Source organism: Streptomyces sp. NPDC045967 (assembly GCF_056430495.1).
In genome coordinates, this window is the sequence record NZ_JBWKLE010000002.1 from 288,349 (window position 1) to 315,144 (window position 26,796).

23 protein-coding genes are annotated in these 26,796 nt (G+C 74.3%); 12 read left to right on the plus strand and 11 right to left on the minus strand.

Annotated elements, in window-relative coordinates; genetic code table 11:
* Positions 1 to 203: 203 nt before the first annotated feature.
* From AC07FY_RS05050 to AC07FY_RS05060, 3 genes are all read left to right on the plus strand, one after another.
* Positions 204 to 1,097 (plus strand): LysR family transcriptional regulator, encoded by an 894-nt coding sequence (locus tag AC07FY_RS05050; protein ID WP_479000536.1) that lies wholly within the window; start codon positions 204 to 206, stop codon positions 1,095 to 1,097.
* Between the two features lie 250 nt (positions 1,098 to 1,347).
* Positions 1,348 to 1,677 carry a hypothetical protein gene (locus tag AC07FY_RS05055; protein ID WP_479000539.1) on the plus strand — a complete coding sequence of 110 codons (330 nt, stop codon included), beginning with the start codon at positions 1,348 to 1,350 and terminating at the stop codon, positions 1,675 to 1,677.
* Positions 1,678 to 1,800: 123 nt separating this feature from the next.
* A complete protein-coding gene (locus tag AC07FY_RS05060; RefSeq protein ID WP_479000542.1) occupies positions 1,801 to 3,045 on the plus strand; it encodes a cytochrome P450 family protein in 1,245 nt (414 codons plus the stop codon).
* A 112-nt stretch (positions 3,046 to 3,157) separates the two neighbouring features.
* Here AC07FY_RS05060 and AC07FY_RS05065 read toward each other — a convergent pair whose 3' ends face one another.
* From AC07FY_RS05065 to AC07FY_RS05085, 5 genes are all read right to left on the minus strand, one after another.
* On the minus strand, positions 3,158 to 4,339 hold the full coding sequence (locus AC07FY_RS05065) for an oxygenase MpaB family protein (protein ID WP_479000545.1): 1,182 nt from the start codon (positions 4,337 to 4,339) through the stop codon (positions 3,158 to 3,160).
* Between the two features lie 61 nt (positions 4,340 to 4,400).
* Positions 4,401 to 5,435 (minus strand): polyprenyl synthetase family protein, encoded by a 1,035-nt coding sequence (locus tag AC07FY_RS05070; protein WP_479000548.1) that lies wholly within the window; start codon positions 5,433 to 5,435, stop codon positions 4,401 to 4,403.
* Positions 5,428 to 5,850, minus strand: a complete 423-nt coding sequence (locus tag AC07FY_RS05075) for a hypothetical protein (RefSeq protein ID WP_479000551.1) — start codon at positions 5,848 to 5,850, stop codon at positions 5,428 to 5,430. Before AC07FY_RS05075 ends, AC07FY_RS05070 begins: the two co-directional genes overlap by 8 nt.
* Before the next feature lie 220 nt (positions 5,851 to 6,070).
* Positions 6,071 to 8,491 (minus strand): alpha-N-acetylglucosaminidase, encoded by a 2,421-nt coding sequence (locus tag AC07FY_RS05080; protein WP_479000554.1) that lies wholly within the window; start codon positions 8,489 to 8,491, stop codon positions 6,071 to 6,073.
* Positions 8,492 to 8,502: 11 nt separating this feature from the next.
* Positions 8,503 to 10,191, minus strand: a complete 1,689-nt coding sequence (locus AC07FY_RS05085) for a ricin-type beta-trefoil lectin domain protein (protein WP_479000557.1) — start codon at positions 10,189 to 10,191, stop codon at positions 8,503 to 8,505.
* A 178-nt stretch (positions 10,192 to 10,369) separates the two neighbouring features.
* Here AC07FY_RS05085 and AC07FY_RS05090 point away from each other — a divergent pair, with 178 nt between their 5' ends.
* The 5 genes from AC07FY_RS05090 (at position 10,370) to AC07FY_RS05110 (ending at position 15,249) form a co-directional block, all read left to right on the plus strand.
* Positions 10,370 to 11,020, plus strand: coding sequence for a TetR/AcrR family transcriptional regulator (locus AC07FY_RS05090; protein ID WP_479000560.1), 651 nt, complete (start codon positions 10,370 to 10,372; stop codon positions 11,018 to 11,020).
* Positions 11,021 to 11,034: 14 nt separating this feature from the next.
* Complete coding sequence (locus AC07FY_RS05095) at positions 11,035 to 11,961, plus strand: serine/threonine dehydratase (protein ID WP_479000563.1); 927 nt, start codon at positions 11,035 to 11,037, stop codon at positions 11,959 to 11,961.
* 249 nt (positions 11,962 to 12,210) lie between these two features.
* Positions 12,211 to 12,561, plus strand: a complete 351-nt coding sequence (locus tag AC07FY_RS05100; protein WP_479000566.1) for a hypothetical protein — start codon at positions 12,211 to 12,213, stop codon at positions 12,559 to 12,561.
* Positions 12,562 to 12,760: 199 nt separating this feature from the next.
* Positions 12,761 to 14,782, plus strand: coding sequence for an oxidoreductase (locus AC07FY_RS05105; RefSeq protein WP_479000569.1), 2,022 nt, complete (start codon positions 12,761 to 12,763; stop codon positions 14,780 to 14,782).
* 53 nt (positions 14,783 to 14,835) lie between these two features.
* A complete protein-coding gene (locus AC07FY_RS05110; RefSeq protein ID WP_479000572.1) occupies positions 14,836 to 15,249 on the plus strand; it encodes a PaaI family thioesterase in 414 nt (137 codons plus the stop codon).
* 40 nt (positions 15,250 to 15,289) lie between these two features.
* On the opposite strand, the gene AC07FY_RS05115 is transcribed toward AC07FY_RS05110, so the two are convergent.
* Both AC07FY_RS05115 and AC07FY_RS05120 read right to left on the minus strand, forming a co-directional pair.
* Positions 15,290 to 16,771 carry a sensor histidine kinase gene (locus tag AC07FY_RS05115; protein ID WP_479000575.1) on the minus strand — a complete coding sequence of 494 codons (1,482 nt, stop codon included), beginning with the start codon at positions 16,769 to 16,771 and terminating at the stop codon, positions 15,290 to 15,292.
* Positions 16,764 to 17,441 carry a response regulator transcription factor gene (locus AC07FY_RS05120; RefSeq protein WP_479000578.1) on the minus strand — a complete coding sequence of 226 codons (678 nt, stop codon included), beginning with the start codon at positions 17,439 to 17,441 and terminating at the stop codon, positions 16,764 to 16,766. Before AC07FY_RS05120 ends, AC07FY_RS05115 begins: the two co-directional genes overlap by 8 nt.
* A gap of 136 nt (positions 17,442 to 17,577) precedes the next feature.
* Between AC07FY_RS05120 and AC07FY_RS05125 the strand changes: the two genes are divergently transcribed.
* The 3 genes from AC07FY_RS05125 (at position 17,578) to AC07FY_RS05135 (ending at position 20,580) form a co-directional block, all read left to right on the plus strand.
* Positions 17,578 to 18,207, plus strand: a complete 630-nt coding sequence (locus tag AC07FY_RS05125; protein ID WP_479000581.1) for a hypothetical protein — start codon at positions 17,578 to 17,580, stop codon at positions 18,205 to 18,207.
* A 79-nt stretch (positions 18,208 to 18,286) separates the two neighbouring features.
* Positions 18,287 to 19,234, plus strand: a complete 948-nt coding sequence (locus AC07FY_RS05130; RefSeq protein WP_479000583.1) for an NAD-dependent epimerase/dehydratase family protein — start codon at positions 18,287 to 18,289, stop codon at positions 19,232 to 19,234.
* Between the two features lie 80 nt (positions 19,235 to 19,314).
* Positions 19,315 to 20,580, plus strand: coding sequence for an MFS transporter (locus AC07FY_RS05135; protein WP_479000586.1), 1,266 nt, complete (start codon positions 19,315 to 19,317; stop codon positions 20,578 to 20,580).
* A 165-nt stretch (positions 20,581 to 20,745) separates the two neighbouring features.
* Here the strand turns inward: AC07FY_RS05135 and AC07FY_RS05140 are convergent, their stop codons facing one another.
* From AC07FY_RS05140 to AC07FY_RS05155, 4 genes are all read right to left on the minus strand, one after another.
* Positions 20,746 to 21,198: a hypothetical protein gene (locus AC07FY_RS05140; protein WP_479000589.1), complete on the minus strand. Its 453-nt coding sequence runs from the start codon at positions 21,196 to 21,198 to the stop codon at positions 20,746 to 20,748.
* A gap of 149 nt (positions 21,199 to 21,347) precedes the next feature.
* On the minus strand, positions 21,348 to 22,373 hold the full coding sequence (locus tag AC07FY_RS05145; protein WP_479001566.1) for an SCO0930 family lipoprotein: 1,026 nt from the start codon (positions 22,371 to 22,373) through the stop codon (positions 21,348 to 21,350).
* Positions 22,374 to 22,617: 244 nt separating this feature from the next.
* Positions 22,618 to 24,066 carry an NADH-ubiquinone oxidoreductase-F iron-sulfur binding region domain-containing protein gene (locus AC07FY_RS05150; RefSeq protein WP_479000591.1) on the minus strand — a complete coding sequence of 483 codons (1,449 nt, stop codon included), beginning with the start codon at positions 24,064 to 24,066 and terminating at the stop codon, positions 22,618 to 22,620.
* On the minus strand, positions 24,063 to 24,962 hold the full coding sequence (locus AC07FY_RS05155) for a hypothetical protein (RefSeq protein ID WP_479000594.1): 900 nt from the start codon (positions 24,960 to 24,962) through the stop codon (positions 24,063 to 24,065). The genes AC07FY_RS05150 and AC07FY_RS05155 overlap by 4 nt, the downstream gene beginning before the upstream one ends.
* A gap of 454 nt (positions 24,963 to 25,416) precedes the next feature.
* Here AC07FY_RS05155 and AC07FY_RS05160 point away from each other — a divergent pair, with 454 nt between their 5' ends.
* Positions 25,417 to 26,793, plus strand: a complete 1,377-nt coding sequence (locus AC07FY_RS05160) for a PucR family transcriptional regulator (protein ID WP_479000597.1) — start codon at positions 25,417 to 25,419, stop codon at positions 26,791 to 26,793.
* Positions 26,794 to 26,796 lie beyond the last annotated feature (3 nt).

The following is a 26,796-nucleotide window of genomic DNA, read 5'->3' on the forward strand; positions in this document are numbered from 1 at the left end:
CGCACCCCGGCCGAGCCGATGGCCTGGGGCTATTCCCCCGAAGCCGGGGCGACCCCACCGCTCGGGCCACCGCACCGCATCCCCGGGGGCATGCCGTACCGGCATGCCTCACCGTCGACCGGGCATGAACGCCGCGCCGTGGCGCGCCGGTTGCGGCCGGGACGCCCCTTACAGGTACGGCCTCGCGCGGTTACCGTCCGGTCATGACCCCCACACTCGCGCAACTCCGCTACCTCGTCGCCGTCGCCGACTGCCGCTCCATCACCGGAGCCGCCGCCTCGGTCTTCGTCGCCCAGTCCGCCCTCTCCCGGGCCGTCCAGGCCATGGAACGGGACCTGGGCGTCGAACTCCTGGCCAGGCGGGGAAGGGGGGTGGACCTCACACCGGAGGGGGCCCGGGTCGTCCGGCTGGCCCGCACCGTGCTCAACGCCGTGGAGGCCATCGACGACATAGGGAGCCCCGAGGGCAAGGGCGTCCGGGCCGCCCTGAGTCTCGTCACCACCCCCACCCTGGCCCTCGACCTGGCCTCCGACCTGGTCGCGGCGTTCACCGAGCGACATCCGGGCGTGGACGTCCGGCTCCAGCAGCACGACGGCCGCGAGGCCCTCGTGGAGGAACTGAACCGTGGCCGCTCCGAGCTGGCCCTCGTCGACCTGCCGATCGACAAGGAACTCGCCACCCACTTCATCCAGGAACGCGAGGTCGTGCTCATCTCACCGCTCGGCTCCCGGCTGCCCCGCCCGCTCCCCTTCCGCATGCTGGACGGACTGCCGATGGTGCTGCCCACCCCCGGGACCGGCCGGCGCACGGAAATGGAGGCCATGTTCAGCTGTCTCGGCGTGCGTCCCGTGCCCGCTCTGGAGGTCGACGAGCGCCTCGCCTGGGTGACGGGCGTCACCGACGGGCGGGGCTCCCTCATCTGGTACCGGGACGTGGTGCTGCGCGCCTTCGGCAACCGGGCGGAGATCCGCTCCTTCACGCCTCCCCTGCTACGCCCCGTCGGCATCGCCCACGCCCGGCGGCCGCTGAGCCGCGCGGCCCGCGCCTTCATCGCCCACGCCGGCCACAAGGCGCCCGTCCGGGAACCGGTGCGCTGACCGGGTCATGCCGTCCCGGCATTGAACGATGCTCGAACGTGAGGTGGCGCGGCCTGGTGCCATCGGCTGACGTCCCCTCACATGGTGGGCATGTCCCGAGCCCTCACAGCCCACCGGGCCGCCGCCCTCGCGACCGCGGCCCTCGCCACGATCCTGCCCGCCGTCGCCTGGATGAAAGGACGCCGCGGGCGATTCCACGGTCCTGGTCGGCGACATCGGGGACAACTTCAGCGGCCGCACGGAGATCGCCGTGCACTCCTTCGCCGAACCCGAGCGCCTCGCCGACGCCACGGTCACGCCGGTGACCCACCGGTTCGCCTACGCCGACGGCAGGCACGGCGCCGAGTCCCTGCTCGCCGACCCCGTGACCGGCCGGCTCTACATCGCCGGCAAACTGATCGGAGCGGCCGGCCGGTTGTACCGGGCGCCGCTGCCGCCCGTGACCGGGCAGGTCAACACCCTCAGCGAGGTCCGGCCGGGCCCGGTGTTCACCACCGACGGGGCCTTCTCGCCGACCGGGGCCTCCTACACGCTGCGCAGCGGCGGGGCGTCCTTCGCGCTCACTCTCACCTGGTTCTGAGCCGCGGCGGCGGGGCAGGGCGGTCTTGTCAACCACCGCCGCAGAGAGCACTGTTGACCGTTCCCGTTCCCGTTCCCGCCCCCGCCCCCGCCCGGCCCCGTCCCTCAGGTCAGGAGAAGCGGCTTGTCCTCCCCCCTCCGCTCCACCCCGCACGTGATCGATCCCGCCGGTGGCTGCCCGCACGCCCTCAACGCCCGGTTGCGCGCCCGGGGAGCCGTGGCCGAGGTCGTCCTGCCCGGCGGGGTACCCGGCGCGGTCGTGCTCGGACACGAGGAGCTCAAGGAGTTCCTCGCCCACCCGGATGTCGCCAAGGACGGCCGGCACTTCCCGTCCCTGCACGACGGCACCATCCCCGCGGACTGGCCGCTGCGGGTCTTCGCCGACGCCCGGGGCATGCACACCGCCGACGGGGCGGACCACCGCCGACTGCGCTCCCTGGTCGGCAGGGCATTCAGCGCCCGCCAGGTGGAACGGCTGCGGCCGCGCGTCGAGGAGCTGACCGCCGGCCTCCTCGACGACCTGGAGCAGGCCGCGGCCCGATCCCCCGAGGGTACGGCCGACCTACGCGCGCACTTCGCCCTGCCGCTGCCGATGAGCGTCATCTGCGAGTTGCTCGGGGTGGACCACGAGCACCGGGGCCGGCTGCACCACCTGTCCAACACCGTCATCGTCTCGACCGACGTCCCGCCGGCCGAGGTGATGGCCGCCGTACGCGAACTGGTCGAGCTGATCGGCGCCGTCGCGGCCGCCCGCCGGGCGCATCCCGGAGAGGACCTCACCAGCGCACTGATCGCCGCCCGGGAGGGCGACGGCGACCGGCTCAGCGAGGCCGAACTCACCGGCACCATGCGGCTGGTGCTCGTCGCGGGCCACGAGACCACCCTCAACCTCATCACCAACGCCGTGCGGGCGCTGTGCACCCACCGCGACCAGCTCGCCCTCGTCCGCGAGGGGAAGGCCACCTGGTCGGATGCGGTGGACGAGACGCTGCGCTGGGACTCCCCGATCAGCTGGTTCCCGTTCCGCTACCCCACCCGCGACCTGGCCCTCGGGGGGACCGTGATCCCGCGGGGCACGCCCGTCCTCGCCGGTTACAGCGCGGCGGGCCGGGACGAGACCTTCCACGGGCCGGACGCCGGCCGTTTCGACCTCACCCGTCCCACCGCCGCCCGCGGCCTGTCCTTCGGGCACGGAGCGCACTACTGCGTGGGCGCCCCGCTCGCCCGCCTGGAGGCCACCATCGCCCTGGAGCGGCTCTTCACCCGCTTCCCCACCCTGGACCTCGCGGTCCCCGAGGAACGACTCCCGCGCCAGCGCAGCTTCCTGGGCAACAGCGTCGAGGCGCTTCCGGTCCGGCTCACGTCCTAGTAGGGCCTGGTCAGGTTCGGGCGGCGACAGCTCGGTGCTCAGCCGGCCGGGCGCGTCCGGACGCACCCCCCCCCGGGATGGCCGCGCCGTGATGGGGCCGACCGGGGGCCGTTCAGTGCACCGGCGCCGGCGGCACCCACCGCCCGGTGCGGGCCGGCTTCACGCCGTACTCGGTCTTCAGCTCCGGCGGGATCGCGTGGTGCATCACCCGGCCCCGGGTCAGCGAGGACAGTTCGAATCCGGAGAGCAGCGAGCCCGCCTTGTCCAGGGCCCACTCCGCGTAGGGGCTGCTGTCCTCGATCGTCTCCAGCAGGCCGAGGAACACCGGCACGGCCTTCGCCGCGGTGTCCCAGGGGCTGCGCGGGATCTCCAGCCAGTCGCCGATGGTGTCGCCGACGAGGAAGCGGATGGTGGCGGGGACCATCGGGTCGAAGAGCGTGCCGGGGACCACGTCCTCGTACATCCGCATCAGCTGGGCGTTCAGGCGGACCCCCTCGGGTGAGGGGCCGAGGTTGCGCAGGAGGTAGAGGTCGCAGTAGTCGCGGGCCTCGGTGAGGGTCTGCGGCACCGCCGACATGTCGCACCCCAGCAGGGCCCCCACGACCCGCCAGGCGTAGAAGTAGGCCTCCGCCCCTTCCCCGCTCATGTGGATGCCGAGCCGGTGCATGGCGTCGAGCACCAGAAGCGAGAAGAGCATCAGGCCGCCGATCATGTCCTCCTGGCAGATCGGCAGTCCGTCCTTCGCGGTGTCCCAGTGTCCGCCGTGGCGCAGGTGGTGGCGGACCGCCGCGTGCAGCAGCCGCACCTTCTGCGCGGCAGGGAGGAACTTGCTGCCCTCCGCGAAGGCGTCGGTCCGCATGAGGTAGGTGACGAACTGCCCGGTGTTGGCCATCCGCCGCGAGGGGTAGGCCAGGGAGTGCGTGGCGGCCAGCAGCCGGGAGAGCCGGGGAACGGCGTAGGTCACGGGCATCGCCGCGAAGGACAGACCGGTGTTGACGTGGGCGGCGTTGTCCATGAAGAACAGCCTGGCCTGCTCCATCACGTCCCAGTCGACCCAGCTCGGCGGCATGGAGGTCGCCTCGAAGTAGCCGCGCGCGGAGGCGGGCAGTCGCTCGGGGAGCGCGTCCCCGGCGGTGCTGAAGAACCGCATGAGCGTGTTGAGGTCGCCGACCTCCTGGCGTTCGAACATCGCCGCGACGGTCCGGTCGGCGAGCGGGTCGCCCTGGGTGCGCAGGGCGTCGAGGGCGGCGTCGTCGTAACGGGTGCGGGGCGGGGCGCTGTCGGGCAGGTCCACTTGCGTCGTCCTTCTCGTGTGCGGGTGCGAAAACCGGTCGGCCTGGTCCGCAGGGCGCGTCCTAAAGCGACCGCTCGGCCGCGGAGCGGGCCAGTCCGTGCAGCGCGGACCGCGCCTCCGCCGGCATGGGTACGGTGTCCAGGGCGCCGGTGGCCCGGGCGATGCGCTCGCGGATCATGTCCTCCACGTGCTCCCGGGCGCCGCACCGCTCCATCAACCGGCGTACCGAGTCCGCCTCCTCAGGGCCGATGTCCGGGCGGCCCACCAGCTCGGCCAGGAGCCGGCGGCCGTCCTGACCGGACGCCGCCACCGTCAGCGCGAGCAGGGTGGTGGGTTTGGCGTCCCGGAGGTCGTCGAGGTTGGATTTTCCGGTGCGGGCCGGGTCGCCGAAGGTGCCCAGCAGGTCGTCGCGCAGCTGGAAGGCCTCCCCGAGCGGGATCCCGTAGCCGGAGAAGGCGTCCAGGAGGGCGGGGGAGCCGCCGCCGAGGGTGACGCCCAGGTGCAGCGGCCGCTCCACCGTGTACGCGGCGGTCTTGTAGCGGGCGACCTGCATCGACTCCGCCACCAGCGGCTCGCGGTCCTGCCCCGCGCCGGTGCGCAGGACCTCCAGGAACTCGCCCGCCAGCGTCTCGCGCAGCAGCGCGGACCACAGCGGTACGGTCCGGGCGAGGTAGCCCCCGGGCAGTCCGCAGGAGGCGAAGACGTATCCCGCGTACCCCATCAGCAGATCGCCGAGGATCATCGCGAGGGCGGTGGACCGCTGCCCGGCCGCGGCGAACGCGGCGTGCGCCGTGAGCCGGCCGTGCCGCATCGGGCTGTCGTCGATGATGTCGTCATGGGTGCAGGCCGCCGCGTGCACGAGCTCCATCGCGGCCGCGGCGCGGATCACCCCCTCGCAGTCGGGCTGGCCGGCCGCCCGCCACCCCCAGTAGAGGAACGCGGCCCGCAGCCGCTTGCCGCGCGCCAGTGAGCGGCGCAACTGCTCGGTGAGGTATCGGAGTTCGTCGTGTATGCCGAGCAGCTCCCCCTCCTCCTCGTCGGCGAGCCGGACCAGCACCTCGTCGATGCGCTCCTTGAAGGCGGTGTGGTCATGCACAGGGGCGGCCCTCGGCGGCGACGCGTTCGGCGGCGCGCCGGGCCATCGTCTCCAGGTAGTTCTCGCTGCCCGCGCCCGCACGGCGGGTGGCGAGTTCGCCGCGCTTGCGCAGCTCCACCACGCCGTCGGTGAGCAGCTCCCGCAGGTCGGAGCGGCGCATGGCCTGCTGTGCCCGGTCGGCGGACTGCCGCAGCTGGTCGATGGCCAGGTCGGCCACCCCGGCGGCGAGCAGCGCCAGCAGCTCCAGCGGTGCGGCGGAGGGGGAGCCGTGCTCGGAGCCTTCCGCCCGGGGTTCCTCCTGACGGGGTTCCCCGTGCCGCGGCTGCTGCCCGGGTTCTTGACGGAATTCCTCCGGCCGGGGCCCCTCGTGCGGGGACCGCTCGTGCGCCGACTGCCCGTGCTCGCTCTGGGACATCTTCGGTGTGCTCCTGGTCGCGTCCTGCCGCCATGGCGTCGGAAGGGGCGGCCACCGGATCGCTCCGGTGGCCGCCCCTGCTCGTTTCCGGGCCAGTGAACCGACTGACGCTCTTGCGCCGTGCCCGTTCCGGGCGTTCTCCCTCCCAAGGGGACCGAGATTCCCACGGGAGAGTGACGATCACCGGACAGGCCGATCGTCATACGGCCGGTGGTGTAAGTCAGCGGGCCGCCGGTAGGACCGCCGCGATCCCGGCCGCGAGGCCGTGCGGATCCCCGCCCGGCCGGACCGGATGGCGGGTGGTGCGCCGGGCCCACTCCTCCTCGAAGGCGTGCCAGTCGATGGCCCGCGGCTCGGTCCGGCGCACCAGCGCCTCCTCCAGCGAATCGAAGTAGGCGTCCCACCGGGGGGCGTACAACTCGGAGACCAGCCCGCTCCACTCGCGGTTGGCGTAGTCGTGGAGGAAGCCGCCCTCGCTCGTGGCACGGCGCCCCCACACGCTCAGGATCGAGCGTGCGTCGTACTCGTACCGGTCCTGTTCGGCCCGGTCCGCGCCGTGCGAGCGCGCCGCGGCCAGCCAGCTGCCGAGCAGGAAGTTCGGATCGGATCCGGTCACCGCGTCCAACTTCGCCTCGGCGTCCCGCCACTGGGCCGTCAGTTCGCGGAAGGCGGCCAGGTCCTTGGTCTCGTACGCCGTCTTGATCTTCGGCAGCAGGACCCGCGAGTGGTTGGCGAGGGCTTGGCGCGCCGTGTCCACCAGGTCGAACCGGTAGGCGCTGGAGCCGCGCAGCCGGGGATCCACCCGGAGCAGGTGGTCCAGCGCCCGCCGGACCGAAGCCGCCTGGTAGCGCATGGACTTGGGACTCCAGTACGCCGATCCCGCCGCGGTCAGGCTCGGCCGGGCGGTGAACAGGCTGTCCTGGGACTCCGACCACAGCCCCGACGAGGTGCTGTACGGGCCCTTGCGCAACTCCTCCCAGGCCGCCGAGGCCGCCGCGTCGGGCCGGCCGTAGCGGCGGGCGGCGAAGTCGGCGAACCACTGCCGGTGGTCCACCGGCCCGGGCTCCCAGGCCAGGTCGGTGAAGAGGTCGAAGGCGGCCGGGTTGGTGCCGGTGGCCTCCGGCAGGTAGGCGATCCCGGCCAGGGCGCTGTTGGACTTCGCCCGCCACGGGCCGAACCGCTCGAGCCACACGGAGGTGTTCGCGCCGATGGTGGTGTGCCCGCCGAAGTTGTAGATGGTGCCCATCGCGTACGGGGCGCCACCCCACCGCGCTTCCCGGTCCAGGCGGTTGTACCGGTCCGACAGCCCGTCCAGGATCAGCAGCCTGGAGGTGTCCACCCCGGCGAGCAGCTCCGCGGTCGGGTCGTCCTGCCAGCCCAGCACCGCCCACAGCGCACCGGGGTGAGCGGCGTGCAGGGCGGCCTGGATGGCCCCGGCGGCCGACTTCACGTCCACCGACCCGGTCAGGCCGCCCTCGTGCAGCGGGCTCATCCGGTACATCGTGCTGTCCCCGAACACCGCGCGCTGCTCCGCGTAGTACGCCGCGGCCAGCTTCCCGAACGCCGGCGAGGCCGGATCCAGCCAGTCCGGGCGGTCGAAGCCCGCCCAGTCGCCCTGCGGCACGGTCGTGGACCCCGGGTTCCGGGCGGCGAACCCGGGCGGCACGGTGCCGAAGTAGCCCGGCAGCACCGGGGTCATCCCGAGCCCCCTCAGCTGCTCGGCGATCCGCCCGCCCAACTCGGCCCGCTCCCGCATCAGCCGTTCCGAGACCGGCCCGCCGAAGCCGCTCAGGTTCTGCAGCAGCCACCAGCTCTGGTGTCCGGGCGCCGGCACCCACGCGCGCAGCTCCTCGGGCGAGTAGCCGAAGCCCTGGAGCGCCCGGTAGTACGGGTACTCGGCGCCGACCTGCACGAACACCTCGTTGATGCCGTGCAGCGCGAGCAGGTCGATCTGCCGCTGGTGCTCCTCGAACGTCCGGTAGGGGCCCGAGTACCCGTCGTCGGTGTCGTTCAGGGCGTACCGGTGGGGCACGAGTGCGCTGCGGCTGACCGGGGCGGGGACGCCGGGCAGTTTCGCCGGGAGCATGCCGATGCTGTCGCCGGGCCAGCCGATGTCCGCTCCCGCGACGTGCTGGAGGTACCAGCCGACACCCGTGAGCAGGGTGGCCCCGGTGCTGCCGCGCACGGTGATCGCGCCGGGCGTCCCGGAGACGGTGAAGCGGTCGGCGGCGGCCGCGGTGTCGGGCACCAGGGTGAACTGCCCGGCGTGGCGCGGCAGCAGCCGCTCCAGTGCGGCCCGTGCGGGGGCGGGGTCGAAGGTCCCGGGCCGCGTCCGTCCGGTCCCCGCCGGCGCGTCCGTCCGTACGCCTGCCGGCGCAGGGGTCCGCAGGTCCGCCGGCGCGTCCGTCCGTACGTCGGCCCGCGCGGGCCGGGCGGGGGCCGCCGAGGCCGCCCCGGGTGCGGCCGCCGCGCCGAGCAGGGCCAGGAGCACCGCCGGCACGGCGGCGAGCGCGACCGGCCGGGGGAGGGCCGGGCGCCGGGACCGGGCCGCCGCGGGCCGCGGCCCGGGGAACGGTCCGGCCCCGGCGGGGGAGGCGGGCAGGGGCGCGCCCGGCCGCCTGCGCTGCTTCGGTTGCGTCATCCTCGCCGCCCTCAGACCGGGAGGGCCCAGGTCTGGTCGACCCGGTGGTCGCCGCACGGGGCCAGCCGCAGCCGCTCGGCCGGTGCGTCCGGGGTGGCGGCCGCGGCGGGAGCCGTCAGGCACCGGCCGCTCGCCTCCTCGACGAGGGCGCCGTCGCGCCGGTGCGTCCACGCCTGGCCCGGCTGCCGCCCCTCGCCGGAACCGCAGTCGGCCAGTTCCACCAGGCCGTCCTCGCCCGCCGACAGGCACTCGCCGGCCATCCGCAGGCTCGCGTCCCGGCCCAGCACCCACCGCTGGTCGGGGGCTCCGGTGCAGGCGCCGAGCACGACCGCGCCGACACCGGTGGTGTTGGCCCCGTCGGCGCACTTGGCACCGTCACCGACGATCTGCCCGGTCGGCACCGCCTGGGCGCAGCCGCGCGGAGTGAGCCGCCAGACCCCGGTGTCGTGGGCGCCGACCCGTCCGGTCAGGACCTCGGAGACCTCCCGGCGTCCGCCGCTCCACAGGTCCAGGGCGTCGGCCGTGCAGGACGGCAGTCCGACCTCCTCCAGCGGCACGGCGATGTCCCGTGCGGCGCCGGAGCGGTTGAGCACGGCCACCGCCCGGTCGCCGTTCGCCAGCGGCCGCACCAGGATCTCGAAGGTGGCGTTGGAGGACACCACCGCGCCCTGACGGCCCAGGGGGTCCTGGTCGAGGTCGATCATCCGCGTGTTCCCGAGCGCGGCGAGTCCCTCCGCAGTGAGTTCGGAGACGTCGGAGGACAGGATGAACGGGGCGGCCATCATCGCCCACAGGGCGACCTGGCTGCGGCTCTCGGCCCCGGTGAGGCCGGGAGCACCCGCGATCAGGAAGTCGGGGTCGTTCCAGTTGCCGGGCCCCGCGTACCGGCCGAGCCAGCGGTTGTAGCCGTAGTTGCCCATCACCGAGCTCCAGCGGGAGGTCGTCGGGGAGGCCGGCTGGTAGACCTTGACGTCCCGGCCCTCGCGCCACAGCTGGCCGGTCTCACCGACCCAGCCGAGCACCTTGTGCCAGTCGGAGCCGCCCCACTCGCCCTGCTGGAAGTAGGCGGGAGCGGAGGCGGACAGCACCATGTCCCGGCCGCTCGCGCGCAGCGCCGCCGCGACGGCGTTGTAGGCGTCCCGGTAGGCCTGCTCCTTCGTCCTGCCCTCCGGCACCCACAGGTTGCAGCCGTCCATCTTGACGTAGTCCACCTTCCAGGAGGCGAACTGGCGGGCGTCCTGCGCGTAGTGGTCGGGGCCGCCGCCCTGGGGCGCACCGCTGCCGGGATACTTCTCGCAGGTGAGGGAGCCGGCGTCCTGGTAGATGCCGAACTTCAGGCCCTTGGCGTGCAGGTACTCCCCGAGCCAGGCCATGCCGTGCGGGAACTTCTCCGTGTCCACGACCAGCGCGCCCCGCGCGTCGCGGCTCTTGGTCATCCAGCAGTCGTCGACGGTCACCGTGTCGTAGCCCTTGGCGGCGAGCCCGGTGGACACGAGGGCGTCGGCGTTCGCCACCACCGTGGCCTCGTCGATGTCGCACATGTAGTGCGCCCAGTTGTTCCAGCCCATGGGCGGGGTGAGGGCGAGGGGGGTGTCGGAGGTCGCCGTGGGCTCGGCCGCCGCGGGGGCGGGGGAGAGCGCCAGGGCGAGCAGGGCGGCCGCGGTCAGACAGGGGAGCGAGGCGCGCAGGCGTGGCGGCACGGAGTCTCCTTGACGTGGGGGGCAGTCGTGCCCCAGTGGAGCGAGGTGACTACGCGCTGTCAACGAAAGTCGGCTGATATCCGCCATTGACCAGCAATATGGCCGCAACCGATGTCACACCAAAGGGGCCCCCGCGCGTCCGGCTCGCTCCGATACGTCGTATGTTACGGTGTATCACATGCCGAGGAGATCGACCGCGCTGGACCAGGCCACCCCCGAGGCGATCGCCGTCACCGCGCTGCGCCTCCTCGACGAGGAAGGGCCGGCCGCCTTGAGCTTCCGGGCGCTGGCCGACCGGCTCGGCGTCTCCCACGCCACCGTCCAGCGCCGCTGCTCCGACCTCGCGGGACTGCTGGACCTGTGCACCGAGCACCTGGCCGCGCAACTGCCCGACATCCCCGCCGGAACCGACTGGGCCCGGGCCTGCGAAGAGCGGTTCGGCGCCCTGTACCGGCTGCTCACCGCCCATCCCGGACTGCTCGTCCTGCGCGGCGGCCGGCCCTGGCTCGGGCGGCAGCTGCTGGCCCGCCTCGTGGAGCCCGCCCTCGCGGACAGCGTGGCCGCGGGCATGACCCCGGCCGAGGCGATGACCGTCTACCGCCGCATGTACCTGCTGACCCTGGGCAGCGCGGCCTTCGTGGACCACCGGGATCCGGCCGGGGCCACCGCCGCCTCCCGGTCGGCGCTCGCCGCGCTGGACCCGGAGCACTTCCCCGTGCTCTGCGCCGGACTGGCCGACGTCCTGCCGCCGCTGACGGACCACGAGGTGTACTACGGCGCCCTGCGCCAGCTGATCGAGGCCGCCCGGCCCGCTCGATCCACCGACTGAGGGGGAGACCCGCCATGGAAGACACGCTCGACTACGCGGCCGTACGGGCCGCCGCCGGCCGCATCGCCGGAACGGTACGGCCCGTCGCCGTCGTTCCCGCGGCCGACGGGGTCTGGTACGCCCTGGAGCACCTCCAGCACACCGGCTCCTTCAAGGCCCGCGGTGCGCGCAACTTCCTCGCCGCCCACCACCGGGCAGGCACCCTCCCGGCCGCCGGGGTCACCATCGCCTCCGGCGGCAACGCGGGGCTCGCCTGCGCGTGGGCGGCCCGCGACCAGGACGTGCCCGCCACGGTGTTCCTGCCCACCAGCGCCCCACGGGTGAAGGTGGAGCGCTTGCGGGGGTACGGCGCCGAGGTGCGGCTCGTCGGCGACCGGTACGCCGAGGCGCTGGCCGCGTGCCAGGAGTTCGCCGCCGACAGCGGGGCCCTGAGCAGCCACGCCTACGACCACCCGCTCATCGCGGCCGGCGCCGGCACTCTGCTCGACGAGATCAGGGCCGGGCTGCCGGGCCTCGACACGGTGGTCGTCGCGGTCGGCGGCGGCGGACTGTTCGCCGGGATCGCGACCGCCGCCCGCGAGCACGGGGTACGGGTGGTCGCCGCCGAGCCCGAGAACTGCCGCGCCCTGAACGCCGCCCTGGCGGCGGGCCGCCCGGTGGACGTCGCCGTGGACTCCGTGGCCGCCGACTCCCTGGGCGCCACCCGCGTCTCCGCCGACGCGCTGGCCGCCGCGCAGGACGCTTCCGTACGGTCCGTCCTCGTCCCGGACGCGGCGATCACGCTCGCCCGGCGGGCGCTCTGGGAGGAGCACCGGATCGTGGTCGAGACGGGCGCGGCCACCGCCCTGGCGGCCCAGCGCCGTGCGGCGGAACCGCTGGGCGAGCGCGTCGCCGTCCTGCTGTGCGGCGCCAACACGGACCCCGGGGACCTGGTCCGGTAGTCCCGGGGCGCGCTGCCGCCGCGAACGGCGATCGGTGGTCGGTGGTCCGTGCCGAAGTCCGTGCCGCAGTCCGTGCCGCGGCGCGGGCCGGGGCGCGGGCCACCGGCCCCCGGCCCCCGTCTGCCTTGCCCCGCCGGGCCCGGCCGGTCCGCGTTCATCCGGTCGGCCGAGCAACGCAAGCCACCCGCGCCCGGCGGGGCAAAGCTGTGGGCAGGAACCGCCGCCACCGCACAGACGAGGACCGTGCCCATGTCCCACAGCCGACGGATCAGCACCATCGTGGGGGTCGCGGCGCTGCTGCTGACCGCCACCGCCTGCTCGGGCCTCGGCCGGAGCACCACGGGCATGCTCAGCTTCCGGGGTCACGACTCGCCGATCGAGCTGAGCTACTCCAACACCCCCGTCAAGGGCTGCCACAGGATCGCCATCCCGAAGGGGGCGACGCACGTCGTGAACAACAGTCTCGTCGACATCGTCCTGTACCGGACGGCGGACTGCGGCAAGATCGACCGGGCCGACGGCACCTACGTGGCCACCACGCTCTCGGACGTGACGGCCCCAGAGAGCCTGTCCTGGCGCAGCTTCCGGGTCATCCACTGACGTCTCCCGCCGTGGACGGGGCGCCGGCGTGAACTCCGCCACAGCCCCGGGTCGGCCGCTGTCCACGGTCCCGGCGATTTCCGTGGCCGCAGCGTCCCACGGGGGTCCGTAGGGGTCCCACCTGCTTTTGCACCTAGTTGCAAAAAGAGCCCGCCCTCGCTAGAACAGGGGCATCACCCCCGCGCGAGGAGGCGCCCCCATGTCCCAGAGCCGGTACCCGCACCTGCTGAGCCCGCTGGACCTCGGATTCACCACGCTGCCGAACCGCGTGATCATGGGCTCGATGCACACCGGCCTCGAGGAGCACGAGGGCGGCTTCGAGCGCCTCGCCGCCTTCTACGCCGAGCGCGCCCGCGGCGGCGCCGGCCTCATCGTCACCGGCGGCATCGCCCCGAACGACGCCGGCCGCCCCTTCGCGGGCGGCTCCCGCCTCACCACCGAGGGCGAGGCAGCCGAGCACCGGGTGATCACCGACGCGGTGCACGCCGAAGGCGGGAAGATCGCCATGCAGATCCTCCACTTCGGGCGCTACGCCTACCACGAGGACCTGGTCGCCCCCAGCGCCCTCCAGGCCCCCATCAGCCCCTTCGTGCCCAACGAGCTCAGCGACACGCAGGTCGAGCGCACCGTCGAGGACTTCGTCCGCGCCGCCCGCCTCGCCCAGCTCGCGGGCTACGACGGCGTCGAGATCATGGGCTCCGAGGGCTACCTGATCAACGAGTTCATCGCCGCCGCGACCAACCAGCGCACCGACCGCTGGGGCGGTGCCTACGAGAACCGCGTCCGCTTCCCGCTGGAGATCGTCCGCCGCACCCGCGAGGCCGTCGGCGAGGACTTCATCGTCATCTACCGCCTCTCCATGCTCGACCTGATCCCCGGCGGCTCCACCCTCGACGAGGTGGTCCACCTCGCCAAGGCGGTCGAGGCGGCCGGCGCGACCATCATCAACACCGGCATCGGCTGGCACGAGGCCCGCATCCCCACCATCGCCACCTCCGTCCCGCGCGGCGCCTACACCTGGGTCACCAAGCGGCTGATGGGCGCGGTCTCCGTCCCCCTCGTCACCAGCAACCGCATCAACACCCCCGAGATCGCCGAGGAACTCCTCGCCGACGGCCGCGCCGACCTGGTCTCCCTGGCCCGTCCCTTCCTCGCCGACGCCGACTTCGTCGCCAAGGCCGCGGCCGGCCGCTCCGAGACCATCAACACCTGCATCGGCTGCAACCAGGCCTGCCTCGACCACACCTTCAGCGGCAAGATCACCAGCTGCCTGGTCAACCCCCGCGCCTGCCACGAGACCGAGCTGGTGCTCTCCCCGACGCAGCTGAAGAAGCGCGTCGCCGTCGTCGGCGCCGGCCCGGCCGGGCTCGCCTGCGCGGTCTCCGCCGCCGGCCGCGGCCACGCCGTCACCCTCTTCGAGGCCTCCGGCCACATCGGCGGCCAGCTCGACGTCGCCCGCCGCATCCCGGGCAAGGAGGAGTTCGAGGAGACCATCCGCTACTACGGCACCCAGCTCGTGGACAGCGGTGTCGAGGTCCGCCTGAACACCCGCGCCGACGTGGAGACGCTGCGGGGCTACGACGAGGTCGTGGTCGCCACCGGCGTCACCCCCCGCACCCCCGACATCGAGGGCGTGGACCGCGCCAACGTCGTCAGCTACCTCGACGTGCTGAAGGACGGCGCGCCCGTCGGCGAGCGCGTCGCGGTCGTCGGCGCCGGCGGCATCGGCTTCGACGTGGCCGAGTACCTCACCGACAGCGGTGAGGGGGCCTCGCAGGACCCGGCCGTCTACTTCCGCCACTGGGGCGTGGACACCGCCTACGCCGGCCCCGGCGGACTTACCGCCGCCGAGCGCCCCGCACCGCCGCGCCAGGTCCACCTGCTCCAGCGCAAGACGAGCAAGGTCGGCGCCGGCCTCGGCACCACCACCGGCTGGATCCACCGGGCGGAGCTCAAGCACCGCGGGGTGGTCTCCGTCGCGGGCGCCGCGTACGAGCGCATCGACGACGAGGGGCTGCACATCACCGTCGACGGCGAGCAGCGGCTGGTCCCGGCCGACACCGTCGTCCTGTGCACCGGGCAGGAGCCGCGCCGCGACCTGTACGAGGCGCTGCGCGCGGCCGGTGTCGAGGCGCACCTGATCGGCGGCGCCGACGTGGCCGCCGAACTCGACGCCAAGCGGGCCATCCGCCAGGGCACGGAACTCGCCGCCGCCCTCTGACCGAAAACCGACAGGGGATTGTGGCGGTCCGTCCGGGCCGCCACAATCGCCCGGTGACGTTCTCCCCCGCAGACGCAGACAAGATCCTCGCCGACAACTTCGCCCCCTGGGTGCTCGCCCTGGGCCTGCGCGTCCAGGAGACCGGCGAGCGGCACGCCGTCCTGCGGCTGCCCTGGTCCGACGAGCTGGCCCGGGACGGCGGCGGGCTCTCGGGCCAGGCCCTGATGGCCGCCGCCGACACCGCCACCGTCATCGCGGTCTCCAGCGCGCGCGGCGCGTACGGGCCGATGACCACCGTCCAGCAGTCGACGAGCTTCCAGCGCCCGGTGACCGGATCGGACGTCCTGATCCGTGTCCGGGTGACCAAGCTCGGCCGGCGGATGGCCTTCGCCGACATCACCATGACCCCCGAGGGCGCCGCCGAGCCCGCGGCCACCGCCTCCACGGTCTACGCCCTGCTGGGCTGAGCCCCCGGCCCGCCCCCCCGCGCTCCGTCGGCGGGGACCCTCAGGCAGGCGCCCCGCCTTCCGCCACCGGCAGCCGCACCACCAGCCGGGCTCCCCGCGGGGAGTCCTCGGCGGTGAGCGTGCCGCCGTGGTGGGCGGCCAGGTCCCGGGCGATGGCGAGGCCGAGGCCCGCCCCGCCGTGATCGCGGCTGCGCGCGTCGTCGAGGCGGGTGAAGCGCTCGAAGACCCGCTCCCGGTCGCCGGGCGGGATGCCGGGGCCGTCGTCGGCCACCTCCAGTACGGCGGTCGGCCCGTGCGATCCGCCGGCGGACCGCAGGACGAGGTCCACCCGGCGGTCGGCGAACCGCTGGGCGTTGTCGAGCAGATTGGTGACCACCCGCGCCAGCCACAGCTCGCTGCCCACGACCCGGATCCCCGCCGCGAGCTCCGTCCGCACGGGGACGCGGTCCCCGAGGCGCGCCTCCACGACGTCCAGGACCACGGCGCCCAGGTCCAGCCGGACCGGCGCGATCGGTTGGGCGGCGTCGATCCGGGCGAGCAGCAGCAGGTCGGAGGCGAGCTGCTGGAGCCGCTCGATGTCCTGGAGCGCCCCGCTGATCAGTTCCGGCCACAGCTCCGGGTCCCGGACGGCCAGGGCCACCTCCAGCTGGGTGCGCAGCACGGTGATCGGGCTGCGCAGTTCGTGCGAGGCGTCGGCGATGAACCGGCGCTGGCGGACCCCGGCCGACTCCAGCCGGTCCAAGGTGGTGTTCATGGTCTGCGCCAGCCGGGCCACCTCGTCGCGGGTGGGCGGTACGGGGACGCGGCGGTGCAGGTCCCGGTCGCCGATCGCGGCGACCTCGGCGCGGATCGCCTCGACCGGCCCGAGGGCCCGGCCGGTGACCCGCCAGGTGACGAAGGCGACGGTGGCGAGGAGCAGCGGGCCGCCCACCGCGAGCGCGGCGGCGGTGGTGTCGTCCGCCGCGTCCACGTCGCGCAGCGAGGTCCCCACGAAGACGGTGACCAGGCCCTGCGGCGTCTGGGTGGTGACCTGGACGACCCGCTGGCGGTGCTCGCCGCCGAGCGGGCCGGTGTTCCAGGTGTGGGACCGCTTCCCGGGCCGCAGTGGCTTGACGGGCGCGAGGGGGACGTCCTCGGCCAGGTTCGGATAGGCGCCCAGCACCCGGCCCCGGGCGTTCACCACCTGGACGAACTCCACCCCGTGCAGCGTCATCCGCGACTTCTGCAGCTCTCCGGTGGCCGCGAGCCGGGCGATCGTCTCGGCCTGGCGCATCGCGTCGCGCTCGGCGTTGCGCAGCAGGTTGGCCTCCAGCAGCCCCAGGAGGGCGAAGGAGGCCACGGTCAGGGCCACGGCGACGACCAGGACCGCGCCGGCGGTGGCGCGGGCCCGGACGGTGGTGGGCAGGAGGCGGCGCAGCGGAGAGCGCCGGAGCAGGCGCCGCAGGCTCCCCTCCACCCCGTGCGGGCCGCGCGGACGCCGCGTGCGGGCGAACCGGCGGCGCGGGAGCCGGAGTTCAGCCACCGTCGGCCGCCAACCGGTAGCCCGCGCCGCGCACGGTCTCCAACGCGGCGCGGCCGAACGGCGCGTCGATCTTGCGGCGCACGGCGCTGATGTGGACCTCGACCACGTTGGGGTCGCCCGCGAAGGCGCTGTCCCACACCTGTTCCAGTATCTCCCGTTTGGGCACGACCTCGCCGGGGCGCCGGGCCAGGTACTCCAGTACCGCGAACTCCCGGGCCGTCAGCCGTATCTCGGTGTCGCCGCGGGCACAGCTGTGCCGGGCCGGGTCAAGGACCAGGTCGCCGCAGCGCAGGATCCGCGGGCCGCGGCGGCCCGCGCGCCGGGCCAGCGCCCGCAGCCGGGCGACCAGGACCAGGTAGGAGAACGGCTTGGACAGGAAGTCGTCGGCGCCGGTGTCCAGGGCCTCCGCCTCGTCGTACTCGCCGTCCTTCGCCGTGAGCATCAGGATCCCGGAGTCGTTCCCGGCGGCGCGCAGCCGCGCGCAGACCCGGTAGCCGTTCAGGCCCGGCAGCATGATGTCGAGCACGATCAGGTCGTAGTCGTGCTCGGTGGCCATCCACAGCCCGTGCGGCCCGTCGTGGGCCACGTCCACCGAGAACCCCTCCGACTGCAGTCCCCGTTGCAGGGCCACAGCCAGCCGCCGTTCGTCCTCCACCACCAGTACGCGCATGCCGACCAGGGTCTCAGGCCCGGTCCGCGACAGGCTGAAGAGGTCTTCAGCCGGCTTCAGGTGGGCTTCAGCATCCGCCCGGCATGCTCTGCGACGAGCCGGGCGCCGTGCCCGGTTGTGTTCGAGGAGCCCTGGTATGTCTGAATCCCTCCCGCCGTCGGAACAGCCCGTGCAGCCCGGCGACACCGCGAAAGCCGGTTCCCGCAGGCGCGTGGACCTGGGGCGCATGGTGCCCCGGCGCAAGGGCGCCCGTTGGGCGGCCCTGGGCGCGGCCGTGGTGGTCGTCGGTGGCGTGGCGGTGGCGGTGGCCGTGGAAGAACACCACCACGATCGGATGGCCGGCCCCCGCTTCACCTGGTCCGACCGCGAGGACGGCAAGCGCGGCGGCCCGGCGGCCGGCGGAGAGCACGGCGGGCGGGCGTTCGCCGGCCCCGACCACCTCAAGCACCCCGAGGGCCTCAAGAAGCTCAAGGAACTGAAGGAGATGAGGGGGGCGGCCCCGCATCGGGGCGGGGAAGAGGGGCCGGAGGGTTTCGCGAAGACGGCCCCCGCACCCCTGCCGTCGCTCGCCGTCGGGCAGGCGGCCGACAAGGCGGCCGGCGCGGTGGAGGGCGGCAAGGTGGAGAGCATCCGCGTCGTCGCCCAGGAGGGCGGCGGCAGCGCCTGGCTGGCCGTCGTCCTCGGACCGGACGGAGTCCGGCACGCCGTCACGGTCTCCGGCACGGACGGCACGGTCACCGGCAACGTCCCGCACACCCGGCCGTAGCCCGGGCCGTCCGGCGGGCCCAACTCCGGTACGCGGCCCCTCGAACGGTGCCCTCCGGCGGCCGCGCTAGGGTGCGCGGGTGAGCATTCATGTGGTCGTGGGTCACGGACCCGCCGGCGCCGCCACCGCGCGGCTGCTGGCCCGACAGGGCCGTACGGTACGGGTGGTGACCCGGACCGGTGGCCGCACGGAACCCGGGATCGAACACGTCGTGCTGGACGCCAAGGACCCCGAGGCGCTGGCCGCGGCCGCCAAGGGCGCGGTCGCGCTCTACGGCTGCGCCGCGCCGCCCTACCACCGCTGGGCCGGCGAATGGCTCCCGCTGAGCGCGTCGCTCTGCGCGGCGGCCGAGGCCACCGGGGCCGTCCTGGTCATGCTGGGGAACCTCTACGGCTACGGCCCGGTGGACGGCCCCCTGACCGAGGCGCTGCCGCTCGCCGCGACCGGCGCCAAGGGCCGGGTGCGCGCCGCCGCCTGGGAGCGGGCGCGTCACCTGCACGAGCAGGGGCGGATCAGGGCGGTCGAGGTGCGGGCCTCGGACTTCTTCGGGCCCGGCGTCACCGAGGGCGGCCACCTGGCCGGGCGGGTCCTGCCGGCCGTGCTGCGCGGTGCGTCCGTCTCGATGCTCGGCGATCCGGACGCCCCGCACAGCTGGACCTACCTTCCCGACGTGGCCCGGTCGCTGGTCGAGGTCGCCGGCGAGGAGCGGGCCTGGGGCCGGCCCTGGCACGTGCCGACCGGGCCCGCGCTCCCGGCCCGGGAGATGGTCGGCCGTCTGGCCGCCCGGGCGGGGACGGCGCCGGTCGCGGTGCGCGGGCTGCCGAAGGCCGCGCTGGGCGTGGCCGCGCTCTTCTCCCCGCTGCTCCGTGAACTGAAGGAGGTCCGCTACCAGTTCGACCGCCCGTTCGTGGTCGACTCGAGCGCGTACGAGGCCGCGTTCGCGGTGCGGGCCACGCCCCTCGACGAGCAGATCGGGGCGACCGTGGACTGGTGGCGCGAGCGCGTGGCGGCCGCTCGACGACGGTGAGGGCCGGCGGCTCCGGCCCCGGTGCACCGCTCCGGGAAAAGCAGGCGACAGGCCGTGCCCGCGTCGCCTAGCGTCGCGGCGTGCACTCGGCGGCGCCGCTCAGGCGGAACAAGGACTTCACCGTGTTCTGGCTGGGCCAGGCGCTCTCCGTGCTCGGCGGCTCGATCTCACTGCTCGCGCTGCCGCTGCTCGTCCTCGACGCGACCGGGTCCCTCGTGCAGATGGGGATGGTCACCGTCGTCTCCGGTGCCACCGGCATCGGCACGGGGCTGTTCGCCGGCTACGTGGTGGACCGGGCGGACCGCCGCCGGCTGATGATCCTCTGCGATCTGCTGCGGGCCGTGCTCTTCTGCGCGGTACCCGTCCTGTGGTGGGCCGACGGGCCCCGGGTCTGGCTGCTGTACGTCCTGACCGCGCTGGCCACCGTACTGAAGACGCTCTTCGACGTGGCCTACGTGACGGCCGTGCCGCACCTGGTGCGCACCGAGGACCTCGCCGCCGCCAACGGGCGGCTGATGGGCACCTTCGCCGTCGGCACCCTCCTGGGACCCGTCGCGGCCGGGTTCATCACGGCGGCGGTGGGCGCCGAACGCGCGCTGGCCGTGGACGGGGCGACGTTCCTCGTCTCCGCCGCCGGCCTGGCGCTGGTGCGTTTCACCGCCCCGGCCACCGGTGACGAGCGGTCCGCACCACGCGCCGGCGTGTTCCGGGAGGTGTTCGTCGTCGGTTTCCGCTTCCTGTGGACGCACACCCTGCTGCGCCCGCTGACGGTTCTGCTCACCCTGCTGACCTTCGTCACCATGGGCGCCACCGACCTGCTGATCTTCCACGTCCGGCACGATCTGGGGCGGGACGCCGCCACCGTCGGCTATGTGATCGCGGTGAGCGGTGCCGGCGTCGTCGCCGCTGCCCTCACTGCCGGGAGGCTCCGCCGGGCCTTCGGCTTCGGGCCCTGCTGGCTCGCCTCGGTCGCGATGATCGGCGTCGCGGTGGCGGGAACCGGCGTCAGCCGCAGTGTGCCGCTGATCGCCGCGCTGGCGGCCCTCTTCCTGTTCGGCCTGACCCTGGGCGGGGTGTGCAGCATGACCCTGCGCCAGGAGGTGACCCCCGGTCACCTGCTCGGCCGGGTCACCTCCGCCTTCTGGACCGTGCACAACGCCTCGGGCCCGGTGGGCGCGGCCGTGCTCACCGTGCTGGCCGCCCGCCACGGGGTCCCGGCGGTCAGCCTGGCCGCCGGGGCCTTCTGCCTGCTGGTGCTCGGCGCCGGGCTCCTGACGCCCCTGCGCCGCCGCCCCGCCGCCTGCACGCGGAGCCTGCCGGACGGCAGGGAGGGCGCCCCGCGCTGAACGGGGCACGCGCGGACGCCCCCGCGTCGGCCGCCGTGTCACGGCGGCCGCGGGGGGCCTGATATCCGGACAACTGGCCGACACGCCGCCGGTGGGAGGCGGCCGGAGCGGCCGGAGCGGCCGAAGCTGCCGGATCGGCTGGATCGGACGGATCGGCCGGAACGCTCAGTGGTGGCCCCCTCCGTGCACGGCGCCTGCCTCCAGGGCGCCGCCGATGCGATCGCGCAGGGCGGCCAGGGCGTCGGCCGAGGGGGTGGTGACCACCCAGCCGCTCCCCACCAGGTACGTGCCGCCGTACATCCGCGCCTCGGACAGCCAGGACCGCTGCCCCTCGTCGGCAGCGAAGGTCGCCATGCGGAAAGCCCCTTCCGCCGACTCGCAGCCCCCCTCCCGCAACTCCTCGGCGTCGACGTCCACATGGGCGGTGCACCCGACAGCGGCGGCGATCTCCTCGATCGAAGCGGACGGAGCCCGGCTCTCCCGCGCCGCTGGGGGAGGCGGGGCGGCGGAACCCCCGGCGCAGCCGGCGGCCCCCGGCACGGCGCACAGGGCGGCGAGGGCCAGCGCGACGGTAGGCGCAACGCGGCCGCGCCGCAGCACGGTGGGCTGGGGTGGCATGGCTGCTCTCTCTTCCTCGCCGGTCGGCGGGGGTACGGCCGTGGTGCCCGGCAGGGAGGGAGCCGGGCACCACGGGTCGGATGGCCCGTGCTGGGCCTCGTCGTCGAAGTCCCGCCCGGCCCTGACCGGCGCCACTTCGACGACAGGACTCAGTGCGCCGCCTTCGCCTTTTTTCCCTTGTCGGTCACGGCGAACCAGAGGCCCTGTTTGTTGTGCCCCGAGATATCGCCGGGATTCTTGTCCCCGGTGAAGGTGTAAACCGGCCAGCAGTCGATGGTCAGTTGTTCCGATCCGTCGGGGCGTTTCACGGAGCCGACCAGCTCGGCGGCGATTCCCGAGATCTTCGACTTGTCCACGGCTTGGGCGGGCTTCCAGGTGTCCAGGCAGGCGTCGAGGCAGCCGAATTTCATCGGCCAGGCGCTGTCCTTGTCGAAACGGTAGAGCGTGCGGCCCTCCGCGTCCGCGAGGATGCCGCCGAGCATCGCGTTCCGTGCGACGGACAGCTCGGCCCCGGCGCCCTGCCCCGCCCCGCCGCCCTGCCCCGCTCCGCCCGGCGCCGGTGCCTTCCCGGCAACGGCCGGCTTCCCGTCCGCCCCCAGCACGTGCCAGGTCCCGCCGACTCCCTCGCCCAGCGTGTCGCCGGGTTTGACGTCCTTCGCGTAGCGGTACACCGGCCAGCCCGCCAGGGTCAGCTGCCGGGTGCCGTCAGTCCGCGCGACCGAGCCGAGCAGGCCGGCGTCTATGCCCTCCCCTGCGGTGACATCGTCCGCCGCGACGACCGGCCAGGCCGCGGCGCAGTCCCCCTCGCAGGCGGACTTGGGGGGCTCGGGCGTGTCCTTGTCGAACCGGTAGAGCGTGAAGCCCGCGCTGTCGGTGACCGCCCCGCCGAGGCCGGGGACCTCGGCCACCTTCAGCTCGCCGGCCGGACCGCTCTTCGCGGCCCCGCCCGCCGGGTCGGCGCCGGAGCCGCCGTCCCCGTAGGCGGGATCCGCCCCCGAGCCCGACCCGTAGGCGCCGTCCCCGCCGTCGGCGCCGTACACGGAACCGACCTTCTTGCTGTCGCCCGCCGGCTGTACCGCATTCGCCTGTCCAGGAGGCTTCTCGGCCAGCCCGCATCCGGCGGTCAGCAGAAGTACCGCGACCGCGGCCGACCCGGCGAACATCTCACGACGCATCTTCTTCACGCTCTCTCCTTCGGGTCCTCAGGAATTTCGGGTGTGCCAAGTCCTGCTCGATTTACGACTTCTACGACTTCTACGACTTCCACGCGTTCTACGGGTCCTTCGGATTCGCCGACGCTTTCCGTTCGTCCCTGCCGTCATTGATACGGGGTGGGGGGCGCGGTGGACGCGATGCGAAGGGAATTTGTCGGATCGCGCAAAGAACTGAACCGGTCGGCGGCCCGCGTACGTGCCCGCCTCAGTCCTGGATGCGCAGCGCGAGCGCCGGGCAGCGCCGGACGGCGCGCAGCGCCTTGGGCCGCAGCCGCGCCGGCACCGGCATCGACGCCTGCGCCGGGTAGCCGTCGGAATCGAGCCGTACGACGTCGGGGAGGACGTCCACGCACAACCCGTGCCCCTTGCACAACGTCCAGTCCACGACGAGCCGTTCCGGGCTCTCGTCGCGTGGCAGCGGCAGCGCGCCCAGCACCCGGCGCCCGCAGCCGCTGCCGAAGGCGTGGTCGTGGAACTCGTCGGGGAAGGCCGCCAGCGCCGAGGCGACGAAGTGCGAGGTGCCGTCGGGATGGCTGCACGCGCCGCGGCCCCGGACCGCCGTCAGGCGTGCCTCGACCGTCTCGAGGGCCGCGCCGCCCCCGCCGCGCAGGACGTCGTCCAGGACGTCGGCCAGCGCGGGCAACCCCCTGACACAGGGCCCGCACTGGCCCGCCGACTCCTTCGCCATCCACCGGGCCACCCGGGCCACCTCACCGGCCGGACAGGTGTCCTCGGGCAGCGGCAGCACGGCCCCCGCCCCCAGCACCGCGCCGAAGCCGGCCAGTGACTGCCGCGACACCAGTGCCGAGCGCGCGGCCACCGGATCCAGCCATCTGCCGTGGTAACCGCCGACCAGGACGCCCTGCCCGGGCGCGGTACCGCACAGCTCCAGGACGTACGCCAGCGAGGAGCCGGTCGGCGTCTCCACCACCGTGGAACCGGCCACGGTCAGCAGGACCGTGCCCGGTTCGGCCGGCAGCCCGACGGCGCGGTACTCCCGCGCGCCGAGCCGCGCGGCGAAACCGAGCTGGGCGAAGGTCTCGGTGTTCGACAGCAGGGTCGGTACGCCGCCCAGCCCCCGCTCGCTGGTGCGCACCTTCTGGCCGGACGGCAGCACGGCCCCGCCGTTCAGACCGCTGATGAGGGCTGTGCCCTCCCCGGTGACGAAGCGTTCGGGAAGCCGTGCCACGCGCACCCGGCGACCGGCCGGGCCGCGTTCCGCCACCGCGTCCCGTACCGACTGCTCCACGTCCTCCCGGGTGACGGCCACCACCACGTCGTCGGCGCCGAGCGCCGCCGCGGCCAGCAGCGCCCCGTCGAGCACCAGGTGCGGGGCGTGCAGCAGGAGCGCGGTGTCCTTGAGGCAACTCGGCTCTCCCTCGCTGCCGTTGACGACCACGGCCGTGGGCGCGTCCCGCCCGCGGGCCGATCGGGTGACGGCCCGCAGTTTCCGGGCGAAGGGGAAGCCCGCCCCGCCCCGGCCCCGGAGGTCGATGTCGTCGGCCAGGGCCACGAGCTCGTCCGGGCGGTAGCGGGGCAGCGTGCCGTGCGCCGTGAGATGGGCGGAGCGGTCGAGCCGGGATATCCGGTCGAGTCCGGCCAGCAGCCTGGGGGCGCCCACGCAGCCGAGGCCGGGGCGCGGTTCGCCGGTCACAGCCACCGCTCCGCGGCGGCCGGCTGTTCACCGTACATCCGGGTGCGCCGGCCGGCCGTGGCGAAGGACCGGGGGCCGGTCCGCGGCAGCGGCGGGCGGCCGCCGGAAGAGAGCGGACGCGTCCCGCGGCCGGTAGCCGACCGGCCGCCCGTCTCCTGGCCGACGGCGCGGCGGGGGACCGTACCCGTTCCCGGGCTCGCTCCCGTGCGTGGCCCCGGTATCGGCGCGGTGCGCGAACGGGCGCCGCGCGTACGGGACTTCACCCGGAACACGAGCACGCCGGCGACACCGATCAGACAGAGCGCGTACGCCGCCGTCACCCATGCCCCGCCCGGACGGCCCGCTTTGAGCCCGTGGACCAGCGAGGCGCCCCACGCCGGGTAGGCGCCGAAGTGCAGGGCCCGCCACCACAGCGAACGGCCCCGGGTCGCGAACGCGCTGCGGACGGCGCCGGAGACCGCCACGGTCACGAAGAGGTAGCCGGCCAGCGTGCCCAGCCCGATCAGCACGGGTTGGTCGCCGTCGGCGAAGGGCAGGACCGCGGCGGCGGCGGTCGTCTGCGCCTCGGCGACCTTGACCCACACGTGCAGGGCCAGGAAACCCAGCCCGGCCACGGCCAGTCCGCGGTGCGCCCCCTGGGCGAGCAACCGGTGGCCCGGTTCGAGGAGTACCCGGTCGGTGGCCACCAGCCCCCACAGGACGGTGGCCGTGAGCGAGACGAGCGAAAGCACGCCCGCCCCGAAGTCGAGGAACTCCCACAGACGGGTGAGGGCGCCCGCCCGGACCACCACGACGAGGGAGACGAGGGCCGCGAGGGCGGCCGGGGCCGTCGCCGGATGACGACTCCTGCGGCGGGCCCGGTGTGAGCGGCGTAGGTACGGCTGAGACAGGGGCATCCAGATCTCCTGTGCGCCGGGGCCCCGGGCGCTCCACCTGGCGCCCGGTACCCGGGGGTCGTTGTCGCTCGTGCCCGGCAGCGCTGTGACGTTCCCGCGCCGGCCGAGGAGCTAGGGCCGGAGTGCAGAAGCATCGTGGAGCCGCACAGCGCCTCCACAGGATTTATCTAAACGTGATAATTTCTCGCGACCGCGTCTCCGGGGCATCGAACAACACCGGAAGATTCCCCTCCAGCAGAGGTCGCGACTGGCCACCGCGCCGCCCGCCGCCTACGCGTCCCCGACGGCAAAATCACGGCAAAACCGCGGGACCGAAGGGGGTCGGATCCCTCCAGGAGGGAGTACGAGGGGCCGCAACTCTCCTGCCAAGCACGGATGTTGGCGCGAGGGGCAACCTCGGCGGGCCTGTCCTCCGCTACCGGACAGGCCTCACCCCGGCACGAACGAGGAAACGATGTGCGAACTTCTGAACCGCATCTGGTCCCGCCCCCGCGGCGAGTGGACCCGCGTCCTTCGACGGGAACTCCCCGCGTTGGCCGCCGAGATAGTGGAGGAGCTTCTGCATGGAATTCCGGAATTTTCCGCCCTTGTCGATGACAACGATGCCATCGGCGACGAACAGCTCAGACAGCGTGTGGAAGAAGCCCTGCTCACCGCTCTCGGCTACCGCGACACCGGTGGCCGCCCCGCCGACGGGAACCACGAGCGGGACCACCAGCCGCAGCGGGCGGCGGACGTGCCCGCCGGGCCGCCCGCGGACGTCGACCCGGCGCACCGGCACGCGGCCCTGGAGGTCGTGGCGGGACGGGACCACGACGGGCACCACCCCGGGCACCACCCGGTACGCCGGACTTCGGACCGCGACGTCCCGGAGCGCGGCATCCCGGACGCGGCGCAGGACGCAACGCGGGAACGCGCGAACGACCGCGCGAACGACCGCGCGAAGAACGACGCCCAGGACGGTGGGGCGGCCGGTTCCGGCTCCGGCGGCCCCGACGACGGGCGGCGCCGCGCACGGCCCCTCGACCCCGCCGCCGACCGGGCGCGCGAGGACCTCTTCAAGGCGCTCACCGATGACCGGACGCCCTCCGGCGCCTCCCTCGCCTCCCTCGCCGACGCGGCCGGCTGGCCCCTCCCGGTCGCCGTACGGGCCGTAGCGCCGGCCGCGCCCGGAGAGGCGCAGCAACTGGCGGCCGTACTGGACGACGCCCTCACCGGGATGTTCGCGGGGCGCCCCTGCCTGCTGGTCCCGAGCCCCGATCCCGACACCCGGTCCCCGCTCGACCTCCCGCTGCGCGGCCGTTTCGCGGCCGTCGGCCACGCGGTACCGCTCCGGGACACCGCGTCCTCCCTGCGCTGGGCGCTGCGCCTGCTCGCGCTGACACCCGCGCGCCCCGGCCCGGACGCCCGCCCCGTCTTCGTGGAGGACCACCTCTCGACCCTGCTGCTGCTCCAGGACGAGCCCCTGGCCCACGCACTGGCCGCCCGCTGGCTCCGGCCGCTGGCGGATCTGACCCCCCGCCAGAGCGAGCGGCTCGAGGTGACCCTCCTGGCCTGGCTCGAGGGCGGCGGAGCCCCGGAGGCCGCCAAGGCGCTGAGCGTGCACCCCCAGACCGTGCGGTACCGCATGCGCCAGCTGGAGAAGCTCTTCGGCACCGGGCTGCGCGACCCCCGCACCCGCTTCGAACTGGAGATGGCCCTGCGCAGCCGGCGGCTGATGGCCCAGGTGCGGCGCCGGCACTCGCGGGTGGGGCGCAGGACGGCGCGCGTGGTCACTCCCGACTTCGGCCCGCTGGTCGTCGGACGGATCGCCCGCGTCAACGGTCTGTGAGGA

Coding starts and splice junctions, on each gene's coding strand:
- AC07FY_RS05075 (WP_479000551.1), bottom strand. CDS start 5,850: ATGTCCCAGAGCGAGCACGGGCAGTCGGCGCACGAGCGGTCCCCGCAC.
- AC07FY_RS05100 (WP_479000566.1), top strand. CDS start 12,211: ATGTCCCACAGCCGACGGATCAGCACCATCGTGGGGGTCGCGGCGCTG.
- AC07FY_RS05145 (WP_479001566.1), bottom strand. CDS start 22,373: ATGCGTCGTGAGATGTTCGCCGGGTCGGCCGCGGTCGCGGTACTTCTG.
- AC07FY_RS05125 (WP_479000581.1), top strand. CDS start 17,578: ATGTCTGAATCCCTCCCGCCGTCGGAACAGCCCGTGCAGCCCGGCGAC.
- AC07FY_RS05120 (WP_479000578.1), bottom strand. CDS start 17,441: ATGCGCGTACTGGTGGTGGAGGACGAACGGCGGCTGGCTGTGGCCCTG.
- AC07FY_RS05050 (WP_479000536.1), top strand. CDS start 204: ATGACCCCCACACTCGCGCAACTCCGCTACCTCGTCGCCGTCGCCGAC.
- AC07FY_RS05080 (WP_479000554.1), bottom strand. CDS start 8,491: ATGACGCAACCGAAGCAGCGCAGGCGGCCGGGCGCGCCCCTGCCCGCC.
- AC07FY_RS05090 (WP_479000560.1), top strand. CDS start 10,370: ATGCCGAGGAGATCGACCGCGCTGGACCAGGCCACCCCCGAGGCGATC.
- AC07FY_RS05105 (WP_479000569.1), top strand. CDS start 12,761: ATGTCCCAGAGCCGGTACCCGCACCTGCTGAGCCCGCTGGACCTCGGA.
- AC07FY_RS05095 (WP_479000563.1), top strand. CDS start 11,035: ATGGAAGACACGCTCGACTACGCGGCCGTACGGGCCGCCGCCGGCCGC.
- AC07FY_RS05155 (WP_479000594.1), bottom strand. CDS start 24,962: ATGCCCCTGTCTCAGCCGTACCTACGCCGCTCACACCGGGCCCGCCGC.
- AC07FY_RS05160 (WP_479000597.1), top strand. CDS start 25,417: ATGTGCGAACTTCTGAACCGCATCTGGTCCCGCCCCCGCGGCGAGTGG.
- AC07FY_RS05140 (WP_479000589.1), bottom strand. CDS start 21,198: ATGCCACCCCAGCCCACCGTGCTGCGGCGCGGCCGCGTTGCGCCTACC.